The 12,258-nt window shown below is 40.3% G+C and carries 8 protein-coding genes; 3 read left to right on the top strand and 5 right to left on the bottom strand.

Annotation, left to right across the window (positions count from 1 at the left end):
• Positions 1-44: 44 nt before the first annotated feature.
• Positions 45-1,499 (bottom strand): catalase KatA, encoded by a 1,455-nt coding sequence (katA, locus tag ACQKMH_RS16585; RefSeq protein ID WP_427588594.1) that lies wholly within the window; start codon positions 1,497-1,499, stop codon positions 45-47.
• 607 nt (positions 1,500-2,106) lie between these two features.
• On the opposite strand from katA, the gene ACQKMH_RS16590 reads away from it, so the two are divergent.
• From ACQKMH_RS16590 to ACQKMH_RS16600, 3 genes are all read left to right on the top strand, one after another.
• Positions 2,107-2,994: a TetR/AcrR family transcriptional regulator gene (locus ACQKMH_RS16590; protein ID WP_427588595.1), complete on the top strand. Its 888-nt coding sequence runs from the start codon at positions 2,107-2,109 to the stop codon at positions 2,992-2,994.
• A 151-nt stretch (positions 2,995-3,145) separates the two neighbouring features.
• The gene (locus tag ACQKMH_RS16595; RefSeq protein ID WP_427588596.1) at positions 3,146-3,493 is read left to right on the top strand and encodes a phage holin family protein; all 348 of its coding nucleotides are present in this window, start codon (positions 3,146-3,148) and stop codon (positions 3,491-3,493) included.
• Between the two features lie 564 nt (positions 3,494-4,057).
• The gene (locus tag ACQKMH_RS16600) at positions 4,058-5,425 is read left to right on the top strand and encodes an amino acid permease (RefSeq protein WP_427588597.1); all 1,368 of its coding nucleotides are present in this window, start codon (positions 4,058-4,060) and stop codon (positions 5,423-5,425) included.
• A 45-nt stretch (positions 5,426-5,470) separates the two neighbouring features.
• On the opposite strand, the gene ACQKMH_RS16605 is transcribed toward ACQKMH_RS16600, so the two are convergent.
• From ACQKMH_RS16605 to ACQKMH_RS16620, 4 genes are all read right to left on the bottom strand, one after another.
• Positions 5,471-6,334: a DUF4349 domain-containing protein gene (locus ACQKMH_RS16605; protein WP_427588598.1), complete on the bottom strand. Its 864-nt coding sequence runs from the start codon at positions 6,332-6,334 to the stop codon at positions 5,471-5,473.
• A gap of 124 nt (positions 6,335-6,458) precedes the next feature.
• On the bottom strand, positions 6,459-10,274 hold the full coding sequence (locus ACQKMH_RS16610; RefSeq protein ID WP_427588599.1) for a bifunctional 2',3'-cyclic-nucleotide 2'-phosphodiesterase/3'-nucleotidase: 3,816 nt from the start codon (positions 10,272-10,274) through the stop codon (positions 6,459-6,461).
• Between the two features lie 367 nt (positions 10,275-10,641).
• A complete protein-coding gene (locus ACQKMH_RS16615) occupies positions 10,642-11,097 on the bottom strand; it encodes a DinB family protein (protein ID WP_427588600.1) in 456 nt (151 codons plus the stop codon).
• Between the two features lie 28 nt (positions 11,098-11,125).
• The gene (locus ACQKMH_RS16620; RefSeq protein ID WP_427588601.1) at positions 11,126-11,959 is read right to left on the bottom strand and encodes a GNAT family N-acetyltransferase; all 834 of its coding nucleotides are present in this window, start codon (positions 11,957-11,959) and stop codon (positions 11,126-11,128) included.
• Positions 11,960-12,258: the final 299 nt, after the last annotated feature.

A 12,258-nucleotide genomic window follows, 5' to 3' on the forward strand; every position in this document is an offset into this window, starting at 1 on the left:
AATGGATGCCTGTTTGCTTATTTATAGATTGATAGGTCGATATTTTACGCTTCTTGCGGTACAACCAAGCCCAAACCTTCAGCAATGCGTGTTCCATATTCTGGATCGGCTTTGTAAAAATGACCGATTTGACGAAGCTTGATTTCTTCTAATTCCACAGGTTTCATTGCACCCACAATCGTTTCCACAAGGCGAGTTTTCTCTTCTGCACTCAATAGACGGTATAAATCACCTGCTTGCGTGTAGTGATCATCACTATTATGGCCAACTTGTGCCACTTGCCCAGTGACCTCGAAAGGAGTGACTTTATTTTCCCCAGATTCTGCAGGACCGCCAAAACTATTCGGTTCATAATAAACAGAACCCTTGCCATTGTCATCTGCACGCATGAAGCCATCACGCTGGTAATTATTCGCTTCCACTTTCGGACGGTTAACCGGAAGCTGGTTGTGATTCGAACCAACACGGTAACGGTGTGCATCACCATAGGCAAATAGACGTCCTTGAAGCATCTTGTCTGGAGAAGCTTCAATTCCTGGAACGAACGTTCCCGGTGAGAATGTCGCTTGCTCTACTTCACCAAAATAGTTTTCAGGATTTCTGTTCAATTCCATGCGGCCAAGTTCGATTAGCGGATAGTCTTTTTGAGACCATACTTTCGTTACATCAAATGGATCAAAACGGTACGTATCAGCATCTTCCAAAGGCATGATCTGAACATATAATTTCCATGCAGGGAAGTCTCCTTTTTCAATGGCATTGAAAAGATCTTCCGTATGGTAATCAGGGTTTTCACCTGCTAGTTTTGCTGCTAGATTCACATCAAGGTTTTTGATGCCTTGTTCAGTTTTGAAGTGGTATTTCACCCACACTCCTTTTCCTTCATCATTTACCCATTTAAATGTGTGGCTTCCGAAGCCATGTGTATGACGAAGTGTAGCCGGAATACCCCGGTCAGACATCAAAATCGTTACTTGGTGCAAAGATTCTGGTGAATGTGACCAGAAATCCCAAACTGCTGTCGGGTTTTTCAAATGTGTTCGCGGATCTCTCTTTTGTGTATGAATGAAGTCGGGGAATTTTATTGCATCGCGAATAAAGAATACAGGCGTATTATTACCGACGATATCGTAGTTTCCTTCTTCCGTGTAGAATTTAACGGCAAATCCACGTGGATCACGTACTGTATCAGCAGAACCCAATTCACCCGCTACTGTAGAAAAACGGATAAAAAGATCTGTTTTCTTGCCAACACCATTGAAAAGTTTAGCCTTCGTATACTTAGAAAGGTCGTTCGTCACTTCGAAAGTACCGTATGCACCGGCGCCTTTCGCATGAACTACACGTTCAGGCACACGTTCACGGTTGAAGTGGGCCAGTTTTTCCAATAAGTGTACATCTTGAATGAGGACGGGACCGCGTTGGCCTGCAGTGATTGAGTTTTGATTATCTCCAACTGGAGCACCCCAGCTTGTTGTAAGGTTTTTCTTATTTGTCATTATTGAACCACCTTTTCATTATTATTTATGTATACAATGATAAAGCTTATCAGAAAAAAATCAATACTTATTTATAATAATTTTAATATAATAATGAGTTCATTAATTTTGCATACATATATCGCCCCTTAACAATAGCTAGTATATGGTAATGCTTAATAACGTAAACCCTTCTTACACAGCCTATTTTAATAATTAAGTTCCTAATTATGGTATACGACACGCATGCCGCTTACTCCTTCATGGGAAATGATTTTATCAGTTCTTCATTTAATGGGATGGTAATCGAGAATAAGGAAGTATGCCCATGAACGCTTCCTTCCTCCTATTAATTTTATAACAAACTGTATCGTTCGCCTGTGACATTGTTCACTCATTAGACCTTATTTTCACAATGAATAAAAACGCAGTTTGTGAATCATTGACCCATTCCGGTTCATTTGGGTATTTCATGACCTCCTTAAAAATTGACCACAACAAAGTGTGACTAAGATGCCATCACCGTTATTTTGCTAGAGAGATTGTGAACTTACTGGTTTGTGTTCATATAGAAAATAAGATACTATTACGTTAAAATGACCGGCCAATAAGAGTAAGGGTGATATATATGAATGAGCGGAAACAACTGGTAGTTAAATATGCACACCAATTATTTATTGAAAAGGGTTATCAAGCAACATCCATTCAAGATATTTTAGATTATAGCGGCATTTCAAAAGGAACATTTTATAACTATTTTTCTTCTAAAAGCGAGTTGCTTAAGGCAGTATTCCTTTCTTCTCAAGAAAAATTCGAAAAGGAGCGGAATGAACTGCTGATTGGGCAAAACCTGGCAGATATTGAAATATTCATCAAACAATCCGAATTACAAATGCACTCCAACAAAAGCAATAAACTCTTTTCCTTATATGAAGAAGTCATGATTTCTAATGATACCGAACTTAAAAATTTCATTACACATGCAAAATTCCAGCATATACATTGGCTATCAAAACGGTTTCTCGATATATTCGGCGAAGAGAAAAAACCCTATATTTTGGACTGTGCCATTCTTTATTCCGGCATGATGCATCAAACGATTCATTTTAATGCATTGGCTAAAGAGCCTGATTTCAACCCAACTGAAATTATCCGTTATTGTGTTGATAGGATTAAAACCATTTTCGAAGATGTGAGCCAGTCAAATGTACAGCTTTTGGAACCAGATCTTATCAAGCAATGGCTGCCGGAGTGCTATACACAGCAGGATTTTCATACTGCACTCCTCCACTCTGCAAACGACCTAAAAAAGATGATCTTGAAGCTTTGTCAAGATGATGAAAGAGAACGTGTAAATAACTTAAAGTTAATTCACTTTATCCAAGAAGAATTTTTACAAAACAATGATCCACGAACCTTTCTCATCGAAAGTGCCCTGCTTTCCTTAAACAGCAATCCAAAGCTAAAAAACACATTGGAACTAAGTGAATTCGAAAAGATCATTGCCAGTAACTAAATTGAAAAAAGCCCCCCCTTAAACGGGATCTTTTCCTTTTCAAGGAAATACTCCTCCTTTTTTTTGTGACAATTCTGCAAACATACAACTGAAAATCATGAAATTTTAGTATAATGACTTGTAGTATAGGTGACTTCAGGAGGAGTTTTTCATGAATATTATATTGCGTTTTCTTATCAACGGGTTGGTATTACTCGTCATTGACTGGCTTCTCGACTCCATCACGATTCAATCTTACGGTACAGCCCTGCTGGCGGTTTTTATATTATCAATTATGAACTTGTTAGTTAGACCCATTCTGCAACTTATTACATTGCCGATAACCATCCTGACGTTCGGATTGTTTTCGTTCATTATCAATGCCTTCACGTTCCAAATCACTTCTTATGTAGTCAGCGGGTTTGTCATACATTCTTTTTGGGGAGCTCTAATCGGATCACTGTTATTGAGTTTCATTCAAAGTCTATTAATAAAAAAGAGTAAAAAAAACCGTCAGTAGGATGCTGGCGGTTTTTCGTATCGATCCTCATTTTCCATACCACCTTTCGATATTTCCCGGGCTATTCCCCTAAATTCCGCTAACCTTTTCTAGCCATATTCTCTCATTTTTGACAATACAGAAGGAGAAAGCACCTTTTTCCCATAACTTTACATAATAAATCAACTTCTCTGGAAATCAGTATCACTCGATTCATGGAATGGCTTTTTACCTGAGTGGTATGAACAGGACCTTATAGATTCCTTCAAGCGTTTTAACATGTATATCCGATTAATCGCTACCCTTTTAAATGTTCAAAAGTCTAAATTTTTAGAAAAATCACATAATTTAATTTTGTTTATATAGCATTCTGTATCGTAATTATAAGATTGTTATAGGCTAATAACGAAGAGTATTCCTTTAATAGTAAGCGTTTTCATTTTTTACTTTACAATCTTCCTATTAAAATATATTATTTAGTTGTAATATTATGTGAAAAATCAATAAATAATATGTATTCTCCTCTACTAGTGATAAAATGCTAGATAGAGAAAATTAAACTCCAACATAGAAAAGGGGAAAATTATGCAAAACTCCAAAGAATCTCAACTACATAGAGGTTTGGAAGAAAGACATATCGCATTAATGTCTCTTGGCGCAGCCATTGGAGTCGGTTTATTTCTCGGCTCGGCATCTGCGATTAAATTAGCTGGCCCAGCCATCATCATTTCCTACGGCATTGGCGGGCTTATGATCTATCTGATCATGCGTGCACTAGGGGAAATGGCGATAAAAAATCCAGTCGCAGGCTCTTTCAGTCGCTATGCAAGCGAATTTGTCGGCCCTCTTGCTGGATATATAACCGGGTGGAATTACTGGTTCGTGTGGATTGCCACCTGTATGGCTGAAATTACGGCAGTCGGAATCTATATGCAATTTTGGTTCCCTGACACTCCACAATGGGCTTGGGCGTTAGCCGCACTTGCCATCATGACAACGATTAACTTTCTTGCTGTAAAAGCTTACGGTGAATTGGAGTTTTGGTTTGCCCTAGTTAAAATCGTTACGATCATCCTTATGATTGTCCTTGGCTTCGGAATGATTATTTTTGGACTGGGGAATGGCGGAATCGCGGTTGGATTCGGTAACCTTGTTGAACATGGCGGATTTTTCCCTAATGGGATTTCCGGTGTCATCCTCTCGTTCCAAATGGTCATGTTCGCCTATTTGGGCATTGAGATGCTCGGAGTAACCGCAGGTGAAGTTAAAAACCCTGAAAAATCTTTAAAAAGAGCCATCGATACCGTTTTTTATCGGATATTACTTTTTTACGTTTTAGCTCTGACAGTCATTTTATCAATCACTCCATGGGATGAAATGAATGGAGAAAACAGCCCATTCGTTATGATGTTTGATAAAATCGGAATACCAGGCGCAGCAGGAATCATTCAGTTTGTCGTACTGACAGCAGCCCTTTCATCTTGTAACAGCGGGATCTTCAGTACAGGAAGAATGTTATTCAACCTGGCGCAGCAAGGTGAATCACCAAAAAGTTTCGAACGTACAACAAAGTCAGGCGTTCCTGGCGTTGCCATTATCGTCTCGGCTGTCGTGCTTCTTTTCGGTGTTTACCTTAACTACATGGAAGCCGATAAAGTTTTCACTTACGTCACAAGTGTCGCTACATTCGGTGCACTCTGGACATGGGGAACCATACTTGTCACACAGATTATGTCTAGACGGAAAATGAGTCAGGGAGAAAAACAAGGCTTGTCTTACAAGATGCCTCTTTTCCCATTCACTTCATATTTCACTTTAGCCTTTTTAGTATTCGTAATGGTAGTACTCGGTTTTTCAGCAGATACAAGAATCGCACTAATCGTTGGTCCGATTTGGATCTTACTGTTGGTAGCCCTGTATTATATGACCGGCTTGCATAAACGGAAAAGATAAATGTCAGAGGGTGCCCAATCTAATTGGCACCCTCTATTTCTGCCTTTATTTTTTTCCCCTTCTTTTCATGGCCCAAAGGACCACCGCAACCGCCCCGCCTAAAATAACAAGGATAGGCAAGTTTCCTATTATAAAAACAATGATTCCTGAACCCGCTTTAAGTATTAGATTCGCACTCGTTGCGAGTTGTTTCTTCGTTCTCTCCCATGTATTCAATTCCTTATTCTCAATACCTGGTACAACAATTCGGTCCTGAGATAGTGTAATTGTAACCGTTGAATACGAGGTCTGGTTTTCAAGATACTTCATTTGTCCGGTCAGCTGCTCTATTTCTTCTTGAACCGCTGCAAGATCGGATGATATTTTCAGCAAATCCTCCGTTTTCTTAGCATCTTGCATGAATACGAGTAACCTTTCCTCTACAGCCCTCTTTGACTTCAGTCTTGCTTTTAAATCCACAAATTGCTCGGTTACATCTTGGCCTGTCACATTTCTTCCGACCACTTCAGATGCCTGGCCCTCGCTATCGGAAAGAAAATCCTGAAAATGGTCTTCAGGAACCCGTACAGTGATCGATCCTTCCACCATTTCTTCATCTGCCCTGTAGATATTGGATTCAACGACATATCCGCCATATTCCTCCACCTTGTTCTCAATCTTCATTTGTGCCTTTTCAAGGCTGTTCACCTTCAATTCAAGCTGGGCTTGATGAATGACCTTTCTTTCATTCGTCATCTTCTCTTTTTCCACAACTTTTTCCGGCTCCATTTTTCCAGAAAAGGAAGCGTCCATTTTACTGCTCGCCTTTTCATCACTTGATTCTGATGCTGAATCATTTTTTTCGTTACTGCTGCATGCCGCAAGCAAAAAGAACAAACTGAAGAGAAGCATCATTGTTTTACGGTTCATCGGTATTCCCCCTTTTCTTAATAGTATCGACGAATGATTTGGAAGAAAGTTACACTTCGTTATTCAGAAATAAAAAAAGAACGCCCCTTGTATTAAGGAGCGTTCTCTTTCGAGTAAACTTCAATTAATTATTGATATTCGTAATTCTGCTTTCAGTTTCCGCCGTGATCTTTCCGCCTTTAAAGGTTTCTTTCACATAGTTAACGAAAGCTTCTAGATCAGCATGGCCAATCACACGCTCTTTTCCTTTCAGGACGGTATAGTTATCCCCCCCGCTTGCCATGAAGTCATTGACGGTCACTGTGTATGTTTCGGTATCCGTGATAGGTTTTCCGTCCGCTTTCTTCAATAAAGTGACTCGTTCCGTGACCGGTTTACTGAAGTCGGCTGTATAACTCAGCCCTGAAATTTGCAAGGTCTTCGGTGCTCCTTCAACGAACCATTGCTGTTGAAGCAACGTTTTCACTTCGGCTCCAGTAAGTTCAAGCTTAACCAATACATTCCCGAACGGCTGTATTTTAGCTAAATCAGAAAAAGTAACGTCTCCCTTTGGAATATCTGCGCGAATTCCGCCTGGATTCATGAAGGCAAAGTCTGTATTCAAATCTGCCTTCATGGAGTCTGCAATTAAATTTCCAAGTCCTGTTTCCTGCGTGTAGGCATTTGCTCTTACTATTATCTCGTCCGTTGTCCCAAGAGGTGCTTTCAACTCTGGGAACATGTCTAAATAGTCGTTAATGAATTTTGTCGTCCCGGCGTCCGGTGTGATGCCATCTTGTGAAACCGTGACGATTTCAGCTGACTTTTTGACAATATCCTTTGTGATTGGATCGATTTCCAGGTCCACATCTTCAAATGCCGTTCCATAAGAGTATGCTTGTACAATCAATTTATTATCCACATAGTTGTTGACCCTTGCGTGATTATCCCCAGCTAAGATCACATCGACTTCATCATCCACGGCTTTAGCAAGATCCGCTACTTCACCCGTGATGACTCCGTCTTTTTCAGTGCCTGGGTCATGCGAGATGATCACAATGGATTTGACGCCTTTTCCCTTTAACTCATCAACTGCCTTATTTACGGCGGGTGCCTGTTCTATGAATTCCACATTCTTAATGCCATCCGGACTAACCTTTTGAGGTGTGGCATTCGTGACTACACCTATGAATCCAATATCAACCCCGCCTACCTTTTTTATGACGTAAGGGTCCAAAATAGGTTTTTTCGTGTCTTTATATACGACATTGGCCACCACATACGGGAAATTCAATTTATCGAATACTACATCTGATGTAGGCGACTTGCCGCCATTGATTTGAGCCATCAGGGTTTCTACCCCTTTATCGAACTCATGGTTCCCGACAGTTCCCACATCGAATTTCATATTATTCAAAAACTGTAGCGTCGGTTTGTCCTGGATCAAAGAGGAAACGGGAGCACTTGCCCCGACAGCATCCCCCGCTGATAGTAACAGTGTATGATCAGGATTTTCTGCTTTGCGTTGCTTTACATGTGCAGCTAAATAATCGGCCCTTCCCTGTTTGATACCGCCAAAATCAGAAGTAGTATCAAGCTGGCCGTGAAGATCATTGATTCCAAGCAATTGCACTTTAACGTTTTCTTTGCCAAGATTGAATTTATAAATACCAAAGCCTTTATCATCTTGATTACCCGTATAAGTAATCGGGCTGTCTTCATTTAAATATTCCGCTCCCTTTGGAGATGATGTAAAAGTAACATTCACCTTGCCTGAAATCGGGGCGATCGACCAGTTATTATCGGCGGTTGGATTGATCTCCTTTTCTTGTGTAATGTAATCCATTAGGATCTGGCGATTTTCATCCGCAGAGTCCACTACGTATTCACTGCCCTTGACTCCTGGGAAGTTTCCTCCGCCCGAGGCACGGTAATTATTCGTCACGACGATGAAGTCCTGATTCGAATCAACTGGTTTGCCATTATATTTTAAATCGGCAATCCTGCTTGAATCCGACACTTTTATCCCTTTTTCATCATAGCGCGGAGCCTTAGTGACATCGATTTGATACGTAACGCCGTCAATGACATCAAAATTATAGACAGCAAACTTTCCATTAAGCAATTCTTGTTCCTCAGTTTTGGAAGGATCAATTTTATTATATTTCCCTGCAGACATCTCAAGCCATTCTTTTACAACGGATCCTTTGATCTTGATTGCCTTCAAGGTATTATCGTATAAATATAAATCGCCGGCGCTGCGAATGGTCAAACCGCCTTTTTTGATTTCCGTGAACTCTTCAACTCCATTGCGACCCGCTTTGAACGGCGCTCCTACAGAGAGAATAGGCAAGTCTTTGTATTCAGGACGGTTGCTTTGGATGTATTTCTCTACATACCATTTCTGTGCGCTCGTCACGACTTGTACAGAAGGATCATCTTGTACAAGGGCGAAGTAACTATGAATGGGGGCTGTAGTCGTTCCAATTGGCGTGTTAACATACTTGATCGTTCCTTCGTGATCCCTTTTAACGGCTTTGACGACAGCTGCATCTTCAGCCGCTTTTATCCCTGTTACTTTGTCGTTGATTGCCCGTGTTGATGAATCGGAATGAACGACTTTCCATTTCCCCTTGATATTCTGGATATCAAGGTCGATGATCCCTAGATGACTGCCGCCATACCCTGCTTGAACGGCTGGTACACCATTTATGGTACCCTTTTTATTATCCACCCCTTTAAGGACATTGCCTTGGCTATCTTTAAATAGACTGTCTAAAGACGCTTCATCTTGTGCCGGAAAGACTTTATGTGTATGGGAGAACGTGATGGCATCGATTCCGGATACTTTACTTAATGAATAGATGACATCTTCAGTATTTTTGGTGTCTCCATTAAACCCGGAATGTGTCAGAGCCACGATGACATCTGCGCCCTTTTTCTTCATTTCAGGTACATATTCATTTGCAGTCGCGATGATTTCTTTTGTAATGACTTTACCTTCAAGATTTGCTTTATCCCAATCCATGATTTGTGGAGGAGCGAATCCGATGTAGCCTACTTTTACTGATTTTTCATTTCCATTGATGTCTTTTACCTTCTTGGTGACGATTTTATATGGCGTATATTTATTTTTATCATTCTTTGGATTGTTATCTTTATCTTTTTTATAAACATTGGCATTGACATAAGGGAAGTTCGCATCGTTTATGGCTTCGTCTAAATAAGATAAACCATAATTGAATTCGTGATTGCCGAATGTGGCCACATCATAATCAAGCAAGTTCATCGCTTTATAGACAGGGTGGACACCCCCTTTCTTCAGTGGTGCTATATTCGCTTTGTAAGTACCTAACGGCGTTCCTTGAATAAGGTCGCCATTATCTACTAAAACACTATTTTTCACTTCTTTTCTTGCTTGTTTGATTAATGTTGCCGTCCGTGAAAAGCCGACGGAGTCCGATACGGCATCTTTATAATAATCATAGCTTACTAGATTAGTGTGTATATCCGTCGTTTCCATGATCCTTAATTCAAACGGAGCATCTGAAACAGGGTTTGCCAGGCTGTTGCCGAAGCTACTCGTATTGCCGTTATACTTGGAGACCACCGATATTTTGACCCAATAACCCGATTTGTACGAGTTGAAGTATGCAGAGAATTTTTGGGCTGATTTAATATCCGTCTCGACAGCTGACTGTGAAATGACCTTTGTCCCATTCATTAGCTGGAACACAACAGTTTCATTTCCCTTGTTCCCCTTTTTCGGCGTGACCGTTACAGTTGCTTTTGTGCCGTTTGTGTAATTGACAGTAGGGGCTGAAATAATAAATGGTTTAGTCGTGACCGGTTTCTTGTTAGTCTCTTTTGCGGAGGTCTCCCCCGGTGCGGTAAATGGTGCGGTTATCAAACTTACAGCAAGAAGCGGGGCAAGCATTTTTTTAACATGCATCTTGGACATACTTCACAACCCTTCTATTTTTGTAAAATGCTAGAATAATATACCATAATTTTGTCGAAAACACGTCACGTTTTACCGTAATATTAAGAATTTTGAATAATTATAACCATTTACCTTCAATAATATTAATCATTAACGAATCGCATTGAATCCTTGGGGAGAAGGTTTGCTTTTGGAGGGCATAAAAAAGGCTGGCTCATGAGCATGTGCCAGCTTGCTTGTATCGTATGGATGAACCTCGAAAACGTATCGAACGCAGAGATTCCGTCACCTTCAGACATTTACAGTAAGGTGCCTCTTCAAAAATCACTGTCATTTATTACTGATTTATTGAATAAATGATATCGTCTTTTTTGATTAGAACCTATCATGCTCGATCTATTAAACTGGCTGAAACCGGTTTGATCCCCATCTCCCTCGACCAGATGGACAACTGTCCTATATGATGAATTTCGTGGGCTATCAGGTGGCGCAGTATCCTGCCTTTTTCGTATGTCCCCTCCATCCAAGATGGCTGAATCATTCCATTCTCATCTTCAAAGGAATGCGAGTTCAAATAGTCCATGACTTCAAAATGATAGCTCTCAGATAACTCTTCTACTTTCTCGATCGTATCATAAGAGTCTAAATCAATTCCGAGATCCGGCTTCCCTTGTATAGCCCGAATCCAGCTGTATTCAACATCGATAATGTGAGCGAGCGTCCTTAAAACATTGCCCATCCCGCCCGTACGCTTCCGTTTAAGATCTTCACTCGATACGGACCGGCACCATTCGAACCATTCACTTCGCACCTGCCAGTTATAAGTGAATAATGTCAACATCCAATCCCCCCCCTAATTCTCCTCGTCGTCAGCACTGCAGCTTGTATGAGTAATAATCCTGCCGATGAATGGTTTTGAATCCGCAAGATTCATAGAGTCTTAAAGCATGAGCATTCGTTGCCTCGACTTCAAGAAATATATCATATCCAAGTTGACATTGTTCGGCTACGATCTTTTTCAGTACCTTTGTGCCAAGTCCACTTCCCTGGTATTTAGGAAAAATGGAAAATCCATAAATCCACGCTTCCCGACCTGAGTGATCAACACGGATTTTCCCGACCGCTCGACCATCTTTTTCAATGATCATGGTTTTCAGCGTGGCCTCGTAAAGAATGCGCTGATAATAATCTCTCGCCTCTTTTTCCGTGAATTGGAAACACTGAATATCAAGCTGAATTTCCGTTTCCTCATCACCACTCCGTGAAGGGCGAACGACTGCATCCTCATAATCATCCAGCTCCGTTTGAGACCATTTCATTTGAAACTCAGAAAAAGCAAACTCACATGGCAGCTGTTTCAAAAATCCTTTCCCTGAATGAGAATGAGCAGGTGAATTCAAAATGATCAACTTATAATCCCGCTGCATGGCATTCCTCATAGCTTCGCCCATCAGCTTAGTAAAAATGCCTTGCCTCCTAAAATCAGGATGTACCATCCCGCACATCTCCACTTTGTTTCCAAATTCGTACAGTCCAAGAAAACCAACAAGTCTCAATCCCTCATAGTGAAGATAATCATTCTTATTCACACCATTTCGACTGCGAAGTGTCTCCCAGTTCAGCTTTAATGTAAAATCTCCCCGTTCACATTCTTGTTGTAGAATTCGAATATCCTCCAGCTGTTTTTCATTCAAAATTCCCACCCCTTTTCCATAGTATCAGTTTATTACCAAAAAATGAGAAAAGCAGCACCCTTTATTAGGATACTGCCAACTTTATATAAGTTTATTTAAGAATGTTGTTTTTTTAAAAGTATTTTCACTTTAATCCATAAAACTAAAAACGTACAGGAGGAGGATTTCCTATCTAATTCCATTGACGGATGAATTATAGTAGTAAAATGATTCCAATTGACGATTATTTTTTACCTATTTTATGGTATATTCCAAATAATGGATTACTCATTTTTTTATTTGACTAAAAAGGAGGAATGTAATAGGTT

Source organism: Peribacillus sp. NPDC097895, assembly GCF_050277555.1.
Taxonomy (GTDB): Bacteria; Bacillota; Bacilli; order Bacillales; family DSM-1321; genus Peribacillus.